Raw genomic sequence first — 17,875 nt, forward strand, 5'->3', positions numbered from 1 at the left:
AGCCTCATGGATTCTCAGGTCTGTGGAAATACCCGTGTGCCGCGGTGCGGCACGTTCGACGGGCACACCCGAACGTGCGTTTTCTCCTACCCGCCCACGCCCCACCTCCGCTGTGCCGCCACGCGGCACGGAGGGGTGACATAAGAACGTTCCAGACCATCTCCTAGCGACAGTCCGGTACCACGTTCTCCGTCCGAGGAGGGTAAGAGATCTGATGCGGTATGAGATCTGTGCCCCCCTTTCCGTGCTCGGCAAGGACAGCAGCCGGTCCCCTGTTGGTCCAGGCCGGCCAAGCGGATGAGCACGCCGTGTCACACCGTGACGGCCGGGACCGGCCCGCTCTCCTTCGTCCGGACGAGCCGTGCCGCGGTGGAGGAGCTCGTCTCTTCGCCGACACGGTCGAGTTCGTCGGCTCAGGCGCTGTTCTCGCCGCGGCCGAGTCAGTGATAGGAGCCCTCTCATTAGCACCTCGCGAGAAGAGACAGGCATGTCCGCGACACACCGTGCCGATCTGATCCGCCCGTTGCCCGAACTGCTGCGCACGCACGCCGCGCTGCGCGGGACCAAGGTCGCGTACTCCGACGACCGGCGGGCCGTGACCTACACGGAACTGGAACGGCGTACGGCCTGGCTCGGCGGCCACCTGGTCGCACTCGGCCTGCCCCGGGGCGCGCGGGTGGTGCTCCTGCTGGGCAACCGCGTGGAGATGGTGGAGAGCTACCTTGGCGTCAACCGCGCCGGCTGCGTCGGCGTGCCGGTCAACCCGCACTCCTCCGACGCGGAACTCCTGCACGTGCTCACTGACAGCGACGCCCAGGCGGTGATTACCGACACCGCGCACGCCGACCAGGTCCGTGCGCTGCTGCCGGCCGGACCACGGCATCTCGTCGTGGTCGGCGGCCACCCGGACGCGGTGTCGTACGAGGACCTGGTCACCCGCGAACCGGCCGTCCCGGCCCGCGACGACCTCGGTCTGGACGAACCGGCTTACCTGCTCTACACCTCGGGAACAACGGGCCGCCCCAAAGGCGTGCTGGTCGCGCTGCGCGCCGTGTTGTGGAATGCCGCCAGCTGCTACGCCCCGATGATCGGACTGTCCGAGGCGGACACGCTGCTGTGGCCGCTACCCCTGTTCCACACCTTCGGCTACAACCTGTGCGTGATGGCCGTGACCGCGGTCGGCGCCACGGCGCATCTGATCCCTGGCTTCTCCGCCGCCGAGGTGCTCCGCGAACTGAACTCCCGGCCCTACACCTTCCTGGTCGGCGTGCCGACGGTGTACCACAACCTGCTCCAGGCCGCCGCGACGGAAGAACTCACGCTGCCCGCGCTGCGCGTGGCCATCGTCGCGGGTGCGGTCACCTCGGCCGCGTTCGCCGAGTCGTGCGAGGCCGCCCTCGGTATCCCGCTCACCGACAACTACGGCTGCACCGAGATGAGCGGGCCGATGGCCACCATGCGGCCGGGCGGTGAGCGGGTGCCCGGTTCGTGCGGTCTGCCGGTGCCCGGACTGGGCCTGCGCGTGGTGGACCCGGACACCGGTGTGGACGTGCCGACTGGCGAGGTCGGCGAGATCTGGGTCAGCGGCCCGAGCGTCATGCTGGGCTACCACAACCAGCCGGAGGCCACCGCACAGGCGCTCCGCGACGGCTGGTACCGCACTGGCGACCTCGCCCGCCGCAACGACGCCGGCTACCTCTTCATCACCGGCCGGCGCAACGACGTGATCATCCGGGGCGGGGAGAATGTGCACCCCAGCGAGATCGAGGCCGTGCTCGCCCGGGTGCCCGGTGTGCGCGACGCCGCTGTGACGGGACGAGCGGACGAGGAACTCGGCGAGGTCCCGGTGGCGCTGGCGGTGCCCGGCCCCGACGGTGTCGACTGCGCGGAGCTGTTCGCACGGTGCCGCAGGGAACTCGCCTACTTCAAGGTGCCGGTGGAGGTCCGCGCCGTGGCCGCGCTGCCGAGGACGGCCACGGGCAAGGTCGCGCGCGAGCCGCTGGCCGAGCTGCCCGGCCGGCTGCTCGCGGTCACCGGCTACCACGACGGCCTGCACCTGATAGGAGCCGACGGTGAGCCGGCCCCGCTCCCGGCTACCGAACTGCCCGCGGTCAGTCCGCTCGCCGGCCGCGACGTGGCCCTGGCGGGAGACGCCGGGGAACTCGCGGACCGGATCGCCCACCACCTCGTGGCCGGTCACGAGGCCCGGCGTGTGGGGCGGAACGGCACGGAGCACGGCGTCACGGTCACCGTCACCGGCTCCACCGTGACGATCGCCGTCGACGAGTCCGCGCCCACCACCCTCGTGCTGGCGGAAGGACTGACCGACCACCGGATCCGCAACGCCGTGGACGTCGCGTTGAGCCGGCCGGGCAGCACGCTGGTCGCGGCCGTGCGGTCGGTGCCGGCCGCCGGAGCGGACCGGCTGCCGGCCAGAGCGGACCTGTCCGGGCTCACCGGGACCGACCTGCTCAGGACACTCGTCGACCTTGTCGTGGGCGAGGTCACCGAGGTGCTCGGCAACACCGGTGCTATCGAGCCGGACCGGGCCCTGCGTGAGTACGGGCTCACCTCGGTGGGCGCGGTCCGGCTGCGGGACCGGATCGCCGCCGCCACAGGGCTGCGCCTGCCCACGACGCTCGCGTTCGACCATCCCTCGGTACGGGCGATCGCCGGGTATCTGCAAGGCGAGTTCACCGGTGCACCCGAACGCACCGGGTCACCCGAGCCACAGGCCACGACTGCCGCATCGACCGGAACCGACGACGATCCCGTGGTACTCGTGGGTATCGGCTGCCGCTACCCCGGCGGGGTCACTTCCCCCGACGAGCTGTGGCAGCTGGTGGCTGACGAGGTCCACGTCGCCTCCGAGTTTCCCGAGGACCGGGGCTGGGACCTCGACCGGTTGTTCGATCCCGACCCCGAGCGCAGTGGCACCTCTCACACCCGGTGGGGCGGGTTCCTCCGTGAGGTGGCCGACTTCGACCCCGAGTTCTTTGGGATCTCGCCGCGTGAGGCGCTGGCGATGGACCCGCAGCACCGGCTGCTGCTGGAGACCTCCTGGGAAGCGCTGGAGCACGCCGGCATCGACCCGACGTCCCTGCGCGGTGCCCGGGTCGGCGTGTACACAGGACTGATGGACCAGGACTACGTCACCGACATGGACCGGGTACCCCGCGAACTGGAGGGCTACATCAGCACGGCCACGGCCGGCAGCGTCGCTTCCGGGCGGATCGCCTATGTGCTGGGGCTGCACGGTCCCGCGCTCACCCTCGACACCGCATGCTCCTCGTCACTGGTGGCCATCCACCTCGCGGCGCAGTCGATCCGCCGGGGCGAGTGCGACCTCGCGCTGGCCGGTGGTGTGACCGTCATGGCGACACCCCGGTCGTTCGTGGAGTTCAGCAGGCAGGGCGCGCTGGCCGAGGACGGCCGGTGCAAGGCGTTCGCCGCGGCGGCGGACGGCACCGGCTGGGCGGAGGGCGTCGGGATGGTGGTCCTCGAACGACTGTCCAGCGCCCGCCGCGCCGGGCACCCGGTGCTGGCCGTGATCCGGGGTTCCGCGGTGAACCAGGACGGCGCCTCCAACGGCCTGACGGCGCCGAGCGGGGCGGCCCAGCAGGAGGTGATACGGCTCGCCCTGCGGGACGCCGGTCTGACACCGGCCGACGTGGACGTCGTCGAGGCACATGGCACCGGCACCCGGCTCGGCGATCCGATCGAGGCCGGCGCGCTGCTGGCCACCTACGGGCAGGACCGCGACACCCCGCTGTGGCTGGGCTCGCTGAAGTCCAACATCGGGCACGCCCAGGCTGCTGCGGGGGTGGGCGGTGTGATCAAGGTCGTACAGGCCATGCGGCACCGCACTCTGCCCAAGACCCTGCATGTGGACGAGCCGTCGCCGCACGTCGACTGGGCGTCGGGAGACGTCCGGCTGCTCACCGAGAGCATGCCGTGGTCCGAGCGGGACCGGCCGGCGCGCGCGGCCGTCTCCTCCTTCGGGGTCAGCGGCACCAACGCGCACCTGATCCTGGAGGCACCACCGCAGACACCCGCGCCGACGCCCGCCGATGAGCCGGCCGTCGTCGCCTGGACGTTGTCCGGCAGGACTCCCGAGCGGCTACGAGACTGGGCGGCCCGACTGTTCCCCGTGGCCGGGGATGTCGCGCCGGTGGACCTCGCGCACTCGCTCGTGGTGTCCCGCGGCCACTTCGCCCACCGCGCCGTCGTGGTCGGCGGCGACCGCGAAGAGCTGCTGGCCGGGGTACGGGCCGTCGCCGAGGGGAAGCCGGCGCGGAACGTGGTCTTCGGAGCGGCCGACGTGGAGGGGAAGACGGCGTTCGTCTTCCCGGGGCAGGGCACACAGTGGGTGGGCATGGCAACCGGCCTGATGAGCGAACCGGTGTTCGCCGCATCCCTCTCCGCCTGTGAACGGGCGCTCGCACCCCACGTGGACTGGTCGCTCACCGAGGTGCTGGCCGGCGGCGCCGACCGTCTGCGGCGGGTGGACGTCGTGCAGCCCGCGCTGTTCGCGGTGATGGTGTCGCTGGCCGCCCTGTGGCGCTCCCGTGGCGTCGAACCGGACGCGGTGCTCGGTCACTCCCAGGGCGAGATCGCCGCCGCGTGCGTCGCGGGCGCGCTGTCGCTGGAGGAGGCCGCCCGCATCGTCGCGGTGCGCAGCCAGGTCATCGCCGAGCTCGGGGTCGGCGCCGGCATGGCGTCGGTGACCGCGTCGCGCGCACAGCTGGACTGGCTGCTGGAGCGCTGGCCCGACCAGCTCTGGATCGCCGCGTTCAACGGCCCGTCCACCACCGTGGTCGCCGGTGACGACCTGGCGATCGACGGGCTGCTCGCCGAGTGCGCCCTGGACGGCGTGCACGCCCGCCGCATCCGTGTCGGCTACGCCTCGCACTGCCCGAGGGTGGAGGTACTGCACGAGGAGCTGACGGCCCGGCTGGGGGAGGTGCGCACCAGCAAGCCGTCGGTGCCCATGTACTCCACGGTGGACCTGGACTGGGTCGGCGACTCCACGCTGACCGGCGCGTACTGGTATCGCAACCTCCGGCAGCCCGTGCGGTTCCACTCGGCCGTCGAGCGACTCGTCGACCAGGGGTTCCGGGTCTTCGTGGAGTCCAGCTCGCACCCGGTGCTGACCTCCGAGATCGAACAGACGCTGGAGGAGAGCGGCACGACCGGAGTGGTCACCGGAACCCTGCGCCGCGACGACGGTGGTCTCGAACGGTTCCTGACCTCCGCCGCACGGCTGTACACGCGGGGGAGGGACGGCGTGCGCCTCGTCACCGGCACCGGGAGGTCGGCACCCCTGCCGACCACACCGTTTCAGCGGCGGCGGTTCTGGCTCACCACGACCACCTCGGCCAGGGCGAGCACCGGCCACCCGTTGCTCGGCACGTTCGTCGAGTCCGCCCGCAGCGGTGAGCTGGTGGCCGCCGGCCGTGTCGCGCCGACCGAGCAGCCGTGGCTGGCCGACCACGCGGTGAACGGCACCTGCATCCTGGCCGGCACCGCCCTGCTCGACCTCGCCCTGCGCGCCGCACACGGCACCTCCGGGGCGGCCCGCGCGAGCGAAACCGAGCGTGGCGGAGGCACCGGCATCGGCGAACTGGTCATCGAGGCGCCCTTGGCCCTGTCCCAACAGGGCACGGCGGAGCTTCAGGTCGTGGCGGACCCGGCCCGGCGCACGATCGAGGTGTTCAGCAGGCCCGAACGGCCCGGCAGCCCGTGGCGACGCCACGCCCAGGGAACCCTCCAGGACGCCGCATCCGCCGGGGCACCGCTCCCGGCCGGAGTGCTCGCCGACGTACCGCCTCCGGCCGGGGCGTTCACCGCCCCCCTGCCTCTGCCCGACGCCGAGGAGATCCCCTTCGACTACACCTCGCTCGCCGAACGCGGCTACGAGTTCGGTCCCGCGTTCAGGGCCGTACGCCGGCTGTGGCGGCGCGGCGGAGAACTGTTCGCCGAACTACGGTTGCCCGACGAGGCACCCGGCGGCTTCGCCGGCCCCGGACTCCACCCCGTCCTCGCCGACGCTGCCCTGCACGCCCTCGCCCTCACCGAAGAGCGCCCCGACGGCCACGTCGGACTGCCCTTCGTCTGGCACGACGTGTGGGTCGGCGACCGCCAAGCCCCCCACGCCTACGCCCACCTGGCACCGGCCGGTCGGGACGAGGTCACCGTCACCATCGCCACCACCGACGGCGAACCGTTCTTCCGGGGAACCCTCGGCATCCGTACGGTGGCCCTGCGCGAGCTGACGGGCGCGGTGCCGACGGATTCGGTGTACCGGACACGATGGACCGAACTTTCCGACCCGGTGGCGGCACCCGCGCCGAAATGGGCCCTGCTGGGGACCGACCACCTCGGTGTGCCCCTCGACCCGGTCGAACTCGCCGACGCCGACGCGGTCCTGTGCACCCCGCCACTCGACGACGTACGGGCGGCGACACTCGACACGCTGTCACACCTGCGGCACTGGCTGGAGGCCGACCGCCCGGCCGACGTCCCGCTCGTCGTACTGACCCGCGGTGACGACCTGGCCCACGCGGCGGCGCGCGGCCTGGTCAGGTCGGCGCAGTCCGAGCACCCCGGACGGTTCCTGCTGGTCGAGACGGACGAGGACCTCCGCTCCTCGGCACGACTGGCCGACGTGGTCGCCGCTGGACGGCCCCATGTACGCCTCAGCGGCGGACGGCTCCAGGCACCGGAACTGGCCCGGGTCACCCCGGGGCGGAACGCCCGGCCGGACCTCACCGGCGGCACCGTACTGATCACCGGCGGCACCGGCACCCTCGGCTCGCTGCTCGCACGGCACCTGGTGACCGAGTACGGCGTCCGCAGCCTCCTGCTCACCAGCCGCGGGGGAGCACGGGACGCCGGCCCTCTGCTCACCGAACTGACCGGGTTGGGCGCCGAGGTCACTGTCGCCGCCTGCGATGTCGCCGACCGGGACAGCCTCGCCGCCGCCCTCGACCAGGTGCCCGCCCGGCACCCGCTGGTCGGGGTCGTGCACGCGGCCGGGGTGCTCGCGGACGGCGTGGTGACCGGGCTGACCGCCGAGCAGCTGGAGCGGGTGCTGCGCCCCAAGGTCGACGGCGCGCTGAATCTGCACGAGCTGACCAAGGGCACCGACCTGGCCGCCTTCGTGCTGTTCTCCTCGGTGGCCGGGGTGCTCGGCAGTGCGGGGCAGGGCAACTACGCCGCCGCGAACGCGTTCTTGGACGCCTTCGCCGAGCACCGCAGGGCCGATGGGCTGCCCGCGCAGTCCCAGGCGTGGAGCATGTGGGAGGAGATCTCCGGTATGACCGAGGTGCTGCGGGAGACCGTCCGGGACGGCGGCTCTCCCGACGACACCCTGCCCATGCCCACCGATTTCGCGCTGGCCCTGTTCGACGAGGCGCTGCGGCAGGACGACGCGGTCCTCACGCTCGCCAGGTTCGACGTCGCCAAGCTGCGCACCCGCGGGGCGCCCCCGCTGCTGCGCGGCCTCGTACCCGCCGGACCGGCCCCCTCCGCACCAGCCGTACACCTGCGCGACCTGCCCCCCGCAGAGCGGGCCGAACGGCTGCTGGCCGCAGTGCGCGCGGCCGCCGCCGAACTCCTCGGCCACCAGGACGCCGAGGCTGTGTCCCCGGACCGGAGCCTGCACGACATCGGTCTGGACTCGCTGACCGCGGTCGAACTGCGCAACCGGCTGAGCGCCCTGACCGGTCTGCGGCTGCCCGCCAGGCTGGTGTTCGACCACCCCGCGCCGCAGGCCCTGGCCGATCACCTCCACCAGGTGCTGACCACCCCGGCGGAGCCGGGCGCCTGAAGGCAGGGGCGACGGGTGCGGTCCCCAGACGCGGGGCCGCACCCGCCACCCCACCGACCTGTCGGCGATGCCTCGGCAAAACCCCAGAAACTCTCCATGGAGGTTGTGATGTCTCAAGACACGATGGACCTGAGCGGCCTGCGGGTCCTGGTGACCGGGGCGGCCGGCGGGCTCGGCCGGGCCCTCGCCGAGGCCGTGCACGCGGCCGGCGCGCACCTTGTGCTTACCACGCGGACCGCCGACTCACTGCCCGGCGCCGCCGCCGGGCTCGACGGGCCCCCCGAGGTCGTCACGGCCGTTGCCGATGTCACCAACGACGCCGAACTGGCCGCGGCCGTCAAACTGGCCACCGAACGGCTCGGCGGGATCGACGTCCTGGTCAACAACGCCGGTGTGTCCGGACCGGTCGGGCCGGCCTGGGAGAACTCCCCGGCCGAGTGGCGGAACACCCTGGAGGTCAACCTGGAGGGCCCACTGGCCGCCTGCCGGGCGGTGCTGCCCGGCATGATCGAGCGCGGCCACGGGCGGGTCGTCACGATCTCCAGCCACGCGGGGCACACCCGCTGGCCGCACGTCAGCGCCTACTCCGTCTCGAAGGCGGCGGTGAACAAGCTCACCGAGAACCTCGCCATCGAACTGCTGCCGCACGGGATCACCGCGTTCAGCTACCACCCCGGGATCGTGAACGTCGGCCTCGGAGCACCCGCACCCGAGACCCGGGACAGCGACAACCCCTGGCAACGCCGCCTCTCGTCCTGGCTCGACGCACAGCGCGAGGCCGGCCGCTACGTCCCGCTCGACGAGGCCGTCGTCAACCTGCTGCGCCTGATCCGAGGCGACGCCGACCCACTCACCGGCCGCTACCTGACCTACGAGGACGACATCCCGGCCCTCGCCGCAGCCACAGGTCACGCCTGACGCCGTGCCGGGCGGCTGCCCCTCGCCCCAGCCGCCCCCCGCATCCCGCCCCCCGCATCCCGCCGACCACTGCCGTCCTACGGCGGGAGACCGCGTCGGCGGGCAGCGGGCCTGGGGTACGCCGACGACCCGAATCCCCGCAGGCAGCGAACGCGCGCGCCGACCCTGGATCTGGGGCAGATCCGCACCCTCCAACAGGCGATCACGCCGCCGATATGTGCACATCCTTTTCTGCCATCGGGCCGCCGTAAGCTGATGGCGCCGCTGGTTGTGGGCCGGGCGCTCTCCAGTCGGAGGTGTGCAGGCGCTCGCGGATCACCTCGCGGTCGGTGGCGTGGAAGTGATCAACACGGCGCGGCTGCGTACCTACAGGCCGATCCCGGGCACAGCCTTCGGCAAGATCGAACTTGACTACGACAATCCGCTCGTTCCGAGCGGCTCTCCGGGGACCAGCTGGGGACCACGCGGTGTGCGCGGTGGCGAACGTGCTGGGTGTTGACACACGGCTCGCATAATCCCGCCCGTGCACCTCGGCCACCGGTCGGCGCCCGACGCTCAGTCCCGATAGCCCCGCAGCTTCCGGTACAGCGTGGCGCGGGCGATGCCCAGGGCCGCGGCTGTGCGGGCCTTGTTGCCGCCGTGGCGGTGGAGGGCGTCCAGGATCGCCGCGCGCTCGGCGTGCTCCATCGGGCTGAGCCGCCGGGGAGCGGGACCTTCGCGTACGAGGTCCGGCAGTTCGGCGCGCCGGACGGGGCCCGTCGTGCGACGGTGCTCGGCCAACGCCCTTACCACGTGGAGGAGTTCGGTGACGTTGCCGGGCCACGGGTGGCGTTCCAGGGCGCGCAGCGCGTCCAGTGTCCAGGTCAGCGGGGGCTGTCCCGGGGCGGGGCTGGGGGCCAGGGCGGTGAGCAACTCCCTGATGTCCTCGGTCCGTTCACGCAGCGCGGGCAGGGTGACCGAGCGTGCGGCCAGGGTGTCCAGGAGGCGCTGGAGGCATGGGCCCGGAGGCGCTCCGGGGGTGTAGGTGACCAGCAGGGGTGCGCCGGGATGTGGGTCGATGAGCGAGTTGAGGGCGGCCACGTCGGGCTGCGCGAGGCGCTCGGCGTGCCGGACGAGGAGGGGCCGACCGCCCGTCAACGCGTCGAGCGCCGGGCGGACTTCACCCTCCATCGCCGCGTCCACGATCAACGGGTTCGCGGCCAGTTCCCGCGCGAGCGCGGTCTTCCCGCTGCCACGTTCGCCGACGAGCAGCAACGGCTCGGACGTGCGGGCCAACTCCCTCGCACGCCCGACCGCATGCCGCCAGGGGACGGAACGCCCGGCCAGTGCGACTACCTCCGGTCCGGGCGACGTTGCGACATCCCGTTCGTCAGGCGCCTCGGCGCCAGGCTCGGCCGACGTGCCAGACGTGCCAGACGTGCCAGATGTGCCAGACGTGATGCCAGACGTGATGCCAGACGTGCCAGATGTGAAAGACGTGACGGCGCTCCGCGCCACCGGCTCCAGCACGGCGACCACACCCACGACGGAACCCAGATGCGGTACAGCGGTGACGGTCGCGAAGCACCCCGCGCCGTCCGGTAGCCGCACGCGATACGAGTCCGCCGACGCGCCGCTCCGGGGAGGCGGCACCTTGTCACCGGCGCCCTCCAGCAACGCGAGCGCGCCCCGCTCCAGCACCTCCAACGCCTCCCCCGACAGCAGCCGCCCCGCGGCCTCGCTCACGAGCCGATTGCGTCCGTCGAGGGCGACGACCGCGCGCCCCCGGGTCCCGGGGGTCTGGCCCTCGAGGGCGCCCTGGTCCCGTACGGCCCGTGAGTACGCGTCGAGCAGCGCGCGTTCCGCCGTTCGTGACCGTGCGGCGAGCTCCGCCTCGACGGCGAAAGCCGCGGCCTCGGCGAGAGAGGCCCCCGGATGAGGCCGGCACTCGACGCAGAGCCCGGAGGCGACCGTCACCGTCCCCAGCGTCCGTCCGGTCTCCGGTGCCAGTACCGGCACACTGACCGCCGAGACGTCCTGCCAGAGATCGAGGAAGTGCTCCGGCCCGTGCACCTCGGCCCGGCGGCGGGTGCGCAGGGCAAGGGCCGCGCTGTTGGGCCCGACCACCTGCTCGGAGAGGTCCAGCCGGCAAGTGGCGTCGTCGGGCGCGCTCCCGGCCGCCCACAGCACCCGTAGCCGCTCGTCGGTGAGTACGAGCGCCGTCCCCTCGGCGCCGAGGGTCGGAGCGAGCCGTTCGAGCACGGGCAGGGCCGCCGCCAACAGGGCGGAGTCCGCAGGGCGCGGGGATTGCCGTACGACATGCGGCGCGGTGTGCCGCACGCCGAAGAACCGGGCACGCTTCCACGCGGCGACGACCTCTTCCGGTACGTCGTCCGGGAGTCGATGCCCCCTCAGAAACAGCTCACGGGCCCTGCGCAGCGAGATGAGGGAGGGGGTGGGGCGGACGGGGTGATGTTCTGCGGTTGTCACGGCGCCCCTCACCGTACCGGTTCAAGCTGAATGAACAACAACGCCCCCGGGAACCGTAGTCCTGTACGCGGCGGCACCGTACCCCACAGTGTCTCGAATTGAGACACCCACGCTCCCTCGCCACCCCTCATGATCTTGGACGGTCGGTGCCTGTTCTCATTCCCTGGAGCGTCCCCCGTGCACACCGTCGAGCCCGATGTCGTGACCGACGTACTCATCGTGGGCAGTGGCCCCGCGGGCGCCTCCGCCGCGCTCGCGCTCAGCACCTACGGCGTACCGAACATCGTCGTCACCCGCTACGCGAGCCTCGCCGACACACCCCGGGCGCACGTCACCAACCAGCGCACCATGGAGGTGCTGCGCGACCTCGGAGTCGAGGACGAGGTCGTCGCGAAGGCCACGCCGCAGCATCTGATGGGCGACACGACCTTCTGCACCAGCCTCGCCGGTGAGGAACTCGGCCGGGTCCGCTCCTGGGGCAACGACCCGCTCGTCCAGGCCGCGCACGAACTCGCCAGCCCCACCCGCATGTGCGACATGCCCCAGCACCTCATGGAGCCGGTGCTCGTCGACGCGGCGGTCGCGCGCGGCACGAACCTGCGCTTCAGTACCGTCTACAAGTCCTTCGTCCAGGACGCCGACGGGGTGACGGTCACCGTCGAGGACCGGCTGCGCGGCGACGAGTACACCATCCGCGCCAAGTACCTCATCGGCGCCGACGGCGGCCGCTCCCAGGTCGCCGAGGACGCCGGACTGCCGATGGGCGGCCAGATGGGCGTGGCCGGCAGCATCAACATCGTCTTCGACGCCGACCTGAGCAAGTACACCGCGCACCGGCCGTCCACCCTCTACTGGGTGCTCGCCCCCGGCGCCACCGTCGGCGGCATCGGTGCCGGCCTCGTGCGCTGTGTGCGGCCCTGGAACGAGTGGCTGATCGTCTGGGGGTACGACGTCACCGCGGGCGCCCCCGACCTGACCACCGAGTACGCCGAGTCGGTCGTCCGCAAGCTGATCGGCGACGACGAGATCCCGGTGACCATCAAGTCGTCCTCGGCCTGGACCGTCAACGAGATGTACGCGGAGACGTACTCCCATGGCCGTGTCTTCTGCGCCGGGGACGCCACGCACCGCCACCCGCCGTCCAACGGCCTCGGCTCCAACACCTCCATCCAGGACTCCTACAACCTGGCCTGGAAGCTCAAGCTCGTCCTCGACGGCACGGCCTCCCCGAAGCTGCTGGACACCTACACCGCCGAGCGCGCCCCGATCGGCCGGCAGATCGTCACCCGGGCCAACAAGTCCATCGGCGAGACCGCCCCCATCTTCGAGGCGTTGGACGGGCTCTCCCCGCAGACCCCCGAGCAGCTGTGGGCCAACATCGCCGCCCGCAAGGAGGACACCGAGGCGGCCCAGAAGCAGCGGGCGAGGCTGCGTGAGGCGATCGCGTTCAAGGTGTACGAGTTCAACGCGCACGGCGTCGACCTCAACCAGCGCTACACCTCCGCCGCCATCGTCCCGGACGGCACGGCCGACCCCGGCTTCGACCGCGACCCCGAGCTGTACCACCAGCCCAGCTCCCGCCCCGGCGCCAAGCTCCCGCACGCCTGGATCACCTCCGGCACGCGCACCCTGTCCACGCTGGACACCGTCGGAAAGGGCCGCTTCACCCTGATCACCGGAATCGGTGGGACGGACTGGGTGCGGGCGGCCGAGGCCCAGGACCTGGAGATCACCACCGTCGTCATCGGACCCGGCCGGCATTACGAGGACCCGTACGGGGACTGGGCGCGGATCAGTGACATCGCCGACGGAGGAGCCCTGCTCGTCCGCCCGGACGGGTATGTCGCCTTCCGGCACGCGACGGCGGCGCCAGCCGGTACGGACGCCGCGGGGTTGCTGACCGAGGCGGTGCGACGGATCCTCGGGCATGACGGACAGGAAGAGCCGCGGAACCAGCCGTAGGTAGGAGCGTGGCATGACCACCGAAATCACCACCGACCTCACCGAGGCGGTCGTCGACAGCTTCGAGGGCACGCCCGACCCCCGGCTGCGGGAGCTGCTCGGCTCCCTCACCCGGCACCTCCACGCGTTTGTCCGCGAGACCGAGCCGACCATGGCGGAGTGGGAGCGGGCCATCGACTTCCTGACGGCGACCGGGCAGACCTGCACGGACACCCGGCAGGAGTTCGTCCTGCTGTCGGACGTGCTCGGGGTGTCGATGCTCGTGGAGACGATCAACGGCGACCGGGGCGGGGACGCGACGGAGTCGACGGTGCTCGGCCCGTTCCACATGACCGAGTCCCCGGCCCGCGCGCTCGGCGCGGACATCGACCTGGTCGGCAGCGGCGAGCCGTGCGTGGTCAGCGGGCGTGTACTGTCCCGGGACGGCACCCCGCTGCCCGGCGCGGTCCTCGATGTCTGGCAGGCGAACGCGGAGGGCTACTACGACGTCCAGCAGCCGGAGGTCCAGCCGGCGGGCAACGGGCGCGGGCTGTTCACGGCGGACGACGAGGGCCGATTCTGGTTCCGCACCTGCGTACCGAGCCCGTACCCGATTCCCACGGACGGCCCTGTCGGGGACCTCCTCCGGGCGACGGCCCGGGAGTCCTACCGTCCCGCCCACATCCACTTCATAGTCTCGGCCGAGGGGCATGCGCCGGTCACCACGCACATCTTCGTGGCGGGCAGTGACCACCTCGACTCGGACGCGGTGTTCGCCGTCAAGAAGAGCCTCGTCCAGGACTTCACCGAGACCGACGACCCCGTGCTGGCACGGGAGTTCGGCATCCCGAACCCGTTCCGGCACGCGCGCTTCGACCTCGTACTGAACACACTCGACCCGAACACACTCGACCCGAACACGCTCGACTCGGAGCGGCCGTGATGGAGTTCATCCACGAGACCCAGCCCATGCGGGTCGTCCTGCGATCCGGCGCCTCGGTCACCGCGGTGGCGGGCGAGGCCGAACTGCTCGGCCTGCGACGGCTGTTGGTGGTGTGCGGCCCGCGAGGTACGGAACCGGCCCGAGCCGTCGCCGACTCCCTCGGCGACACCTGCGTCGGACTGCACGCCGAGGCCCGTATGCATGTGCCCGTCGAGGTCGCCGATCGCGCGGTGGAGGCAGCACGGGCCGCCGGCGCCGACGGGTGCGTCGCGGTCGGCGGGGGATCGGCGATCGGCCTCGGCAAGGCCATCGCCCTGCGCACCGGGCTGCCGCTCATCGCCGTACCGACGACGTACTCCGGCTCGGAGATGACCCCTGTCTGGGGCCTGACCGAGCACGGCGTCAAGCGCACCGGCCGTGACCCGTCGGTTCTGCCCCGCAGCGTCGTCTACGACCCCGACCTCACCCTCTCGCTCCCCGTCGCCCTGTCCGTGACCAGCGGCATCAACGGGGTCGCGCACGCGGCGGAGGCCTTGTACGCGCCGGACGGCACGCCGCTGGTGTCGCTGATGGCGGAGGAGGGCGTACGGGCGATGGCGGGCGTCCTGCCCACGCTCGCGGACGATCCCGAGGACCTGGACGCCCGCGGCCGTGCCCTGTACGGGGCCTGGCTGTGCGGTGCCGCGCTCGGCGCGACGACCATGGGTCTGCACCACAAGCTGTGCCACGTGCTCGGCGGCACCTTCGGCCTGCCGCACGCCGAGACCCACACGGTGGTCCTCCCGTACGCCCTGGCCTTCAACGCGCCCGCCGCGCCCGAGGCCATCGAGGCGCTCGGCCGGGCCCTGGACACCGACGACGCCCCGTACGCCCTGTGGGAGCTGTCCGGCCGCCTCGGCGCGCCCCGCTCCCTCGCCGAACTCGGCCTGAAGGAGGGCGACTTGGCCCTGGCCGCGGCGCAGACCACCGGGCAGGCGTACGCCAACCCGCGCGACGTCACGGTGGAGGGCGTACTGGGCGTACTGAAGTCCGCGTACGAGGGCGACCGGCCCTCACGAACGCCCTGACTCCGAGAACCGGCTTCCGAAAACCGACTTCCCGAAACCGACTTCCCGAAACCGACTTCCCGAAACCGACGTCGATCACCGATACCGAACGACGAGAACCGAAAGGTGAACAGCATGCCCCTCGGACTGCTCCGGCGGCGATTCACGAGGGCCTCCGGAGGCGGCGCGGGACCCGTGTTCCCGGTCCCGGCCGGCGCGGGTGTCGTCGTCCGCGAGGTCCTGGACCCCGTGAACGAGCCCATGGGCGGGGCCGAGGTGACGGTGACGGAGATCCGTACCCACCGGGTCACCGCACGCGGTACGACCGACCCGTACGGCTTCTTCATGGCCGTCATGCCGCCCGGCGACTACAGCCTGCTGATCGTGGCCGAGGGGCTGGAACCCCACCGCGAGACCATAGCCGTCGTCGCGGACGCCGGCCTGGCCCCCGAGCGCGTGTGGCTCCAGTCGGCCCGGCAGCTCGAACTCCCGACTCCCGGAACCTGGCTCTTCGACCCGCCGCACACGGCGATCCGCTTCATCGCCAAGCATGTCGGCATGGCCCATGTGCACGGCCGTTTCGAACGCTTCGAGGGCGGCCTGCGCGTCGAGCACGACATGTCCCAGTCCCGCGTCCATGTCCGCATCGACGCGTCCAGCATCACCACGGGCAACAACACCCGCGACACGCACCTGCGTTCCGCCGACTTCCTGGACGTCGAACGCTTCCCGTACATCGACTTCACCAGCCACCGCTTCGCCTACCGCGGCGGCAGCAAGTGGACCCTGCTGGGCAGCCTGACCATGCACGGCGTGAGCCGGTCGGTGGCCCTGGACACGACCTACCTGGGCACGGTCAACGGCGGCTACGGCGAGGAGTTGCGCTGCGCGGCCCTCGCCAAGTCGGAACTGCACCGCGAGGACTACACACTCAACTGGCGCTCGATGCTGGCGCGCGGCATCGCCGTCGTCGGCCCCACCATCCAGCTGGAACTGGACGTCCAGGCGATGTACCGCACCCACGACACCCCGACTCCGCCGGACTAGAAGCACAGGGGCCGGTCGATATCCGTTCAGGTCCTGTTCATTTCGGGGCGGTCGCCCACATGATCCGGCCAGACCGGCGAAGAAGGAGGGGAGAGCGCCCGGCGTTCCCGTCATGTGTAGGGGCCCACATGAGGCCAACTGTCTTGTGGACATGCGAAGAGCACTGACAGAGCATGGACAGGGAATGTATCTGGGCGGGACAGCTTCTTCTCCGCACTCAGCGGCTCTCAGGGAGGCAGCAAGGCATGGACGCGCCTCAGAACAGCCACAACAGCATGCGGCTGGTCGATATCTCCGAGATATCGCCAGCTCTGCTGGACGCGGTGGCAGGGAAGGACACGGTGCTGGGTCATGCCGTGCGACGCCACCTCCAGGAGCAAGACGGCTCGTCCAGGACGACGGGCATCGTCTTCAACAGCGCGCTGTGATCACGGTGGAAGCCGGGGCCGGGGGCTTACCTCAAGTCCCTTTCCGGCAATTCCTTCTGAAAATACATAGTTTATGCAATTTGTCCTGTGACTACTGCTATGTGTACTTCGCCGCCGACCAGAGCTGGCGCAGACGCCCCGGAGTGATGGCTCTCGACACCGTGCGGCAGGCCGTGGACCGCATCGCCGAACACGCCCGTGAGCACCGGCTCCCCATGGTGCGGATCATCCTCCACGGGGGTGAACCCCTGCTGGTCGGCAAGGCGCACCTCGGCGAACTGCTCACCGTCCTCGCCGAGCGCCTCGCCCCGGAAGTGGAGGTGCGCTGCTCGCTCCAGTCGAACGGCACCCTCCTCGACCACGACTTCCTCGAACTGCTGCTCCGCCATCGGGTCGGCGTGGCGGTCAGCCTGGACGGTTCCCCCGTGGCCCACGACCGGCACCGGAGATTCGCCAACGGCCGCCCCAGCCACGCACGTGTGGCCGGGGCGCTGCGGCTGCTGAACAACCCTCGCCACAGGGAACTGTTTGTCGGGCTGCTGTGCACCGTGGACCTTGCCAACGACCCCGTCGAGACCTACGAGGCACTGCTGGAGTTCAGCGCACCCCGCGTCGACTTCCTTCTGCCGCACGGCACTTGGGAGTATCCGCCACCGGGCCTCGGACACCGCGAGGTTCCTCCGGCGCGGCCCCCGGCCGACGGGCCACCGGACGAGCCGACACCGTACGCCCAGTGGCTGGCCGCCGCGTTCGACCGGTGGTTCGACGCGCCGCGCAAGGAGACCCGGGTGCGGATGTTCGAGGAGATCATCTCAGGAGTGCTCGGGGGCGCCGTGCACACCGAGGCGTTCGGGCTCGCTCCGGTGGATCTCGTCGTCGTCGATGCCGACGGGACCATGCAGCACTCCGACTCACTGAAGGTCGTGGCGGAGGGGGCACCCGAAACGGGTTTGGACATATTCCGGCACTCCTTCTCGGACGCGCTGACCACCGAGACCGTACGGCGCCGACAGGCCGGGCTCCTCGGCCTCGGCAAGGTCTGCCGCGCATGCGCCCTCGTACAGGTCTGTGGCGGTGGCCTCTACACGCACCGCCATCACCACACCGAGGGCTTCGCCAATCCCTCGGTCTACTGCCGTGATCTCGCCGACTTCATCACCCACGTCCGCTCCCGGCTCAGCACGGCGCTGGCGCACCCCGACGGAACGCCGGAGGCACTCGGGCCGCACCATCCGTCAGCTCCGTCCTGAGC

General features: G+C 71.6%; 9 protein-coding genes. 8 read left to right on the plus strand and 1 reads right to left on the minus strand.

What is annotated here, in order from left to right; translation table 11 throughout:
- Positions 1-487: 487 nt before the first annotated feature.
- Complete coding sequence (locus CES90_RS41150) at positions 488-7,831, plus strand: type I polyketide synthase (RefSeq protein WP_189788153.1); 7,344 nt, start codon at positions 488-490, stop codon at positions 7,829-7,831.
- Positions 7,832-7,939: 108 nt separating this feature from the next.
- Entirely contained in the window at positions 7,940-8,749 is an 810-nt protein-coding gene (locus CES90_RS41155; protein WP_189788152.1) for an SDR family oxidoreductase, read from the plus strand.
- Between the two features lie 555 nt (positions 8,750-9,304).
- Here CES90_RS41155 and CES90_RS41160 read toward each other — a convergent pair.
- Complete coding sequence (locus tag CES90_RS41160; protein ID WP_189788151.1) at positions 9,305-11,218, minus strand: helix-turn-helix domain-containing protein; 1,914 nt, start codon at positions 11,216-11,218, stop codon at positions 9,305-9,307.
- A 177-nt stretch (positions 11,219-11,395) separates the two neighbouring features.
- Here CES90_RS41160 and CES90_RS41165 point away from each other — a divergent pair, with 177 nt between their 5' ends.
- From CES90_RS41165 to CES90_RS41190, 6 genes are all read left to right on the plus strand, one after another.
- Positions 11,396-13,180, plus strand: a complete 1,785-nt coding sequence (locus CES90_RS41165) for an FAD-dependent oxidoreductase (RefSeq protein ID WP_269801977.1) — start codon at positions 11,396-11,398, stop codon at positions 13,178-13,180.
- A gap of 13 nt (positions 13,181-13,193) precedes the next feature.
- The gene (locus tag CES90_RS41170) at positions 13,194-14,102 is read left to right on the plus strand and encodes a dioxygenase family protein (protein ID WP_189788149.1); all 909 of its coding nucleotides are present in this window, start codon (positions 13,194-13,196) and stop codon (positions 14,100-14,102) included.
- Entirely contained in the window at positions 14,102-15,169 is a 1,068-nt protein-coding gene (locus CES90_RS41175) for a maleylacetate reductase (RefSeq protein WP_189788167.1), read from the plus strand. The genes CES90_RS41170 and CES90_RS41175 overlap by 1 nt, the downstream gene beginning before the upstream one ends.
- 114 nt (positions 15,170-15,283) lie before the next feature.
- The gene (locus tag CES90_RS41180; RefSeq protein WP_189788148.1) at positions 15,284-16,195 is read left to right on the plus strand and encodes a YceI family protein; all 912 of its coding nucleotides are present in this window, start codon (positions 15,284-15,286) and stop codon (positions 16,193-16,195) included.
- Positions 16,196-16,440: 245 nt separating this feature from the next.
- Entirely contained in the window at positions 16,441-16,623 is a 183-nt protein-coding gene (fxsA, locus tag CES90_RS41185) for an FxSxx-COOH cyclophane-containing RiPP peptide (RefSeq protein ID WP_189788147.1), read from the plus strand.
- A gap of 5 nt (positions 16,624-16,628) precedes the next feature.
- Positions 16,629-17,873: an FxsB family cyclophane-forming radical SAM/SPASM peptide maturase gene (locus tag CES90_RS41190; protein WP_268257075.1), complete on the plus strand. Its 1,245-nt coding sequence runs from the start codon at positions 16,629-16,631 to the stop codon at positions 17,871-17,873.
- Positions 17,874-17,875 lie beyond the last annotated feature (2 nt).

Origin of the sequence: Streptomyces capitiformicae (genome assembly GCF_002214185.1) — a bacterium.
Taxonomy (GTDB): domain Bacteria; phylum Actinomycetota; class Actinomycetes; order Streptomycetales; family Streptomycetaceae; genus Streptomyces; species Streptomyces capitiformicae.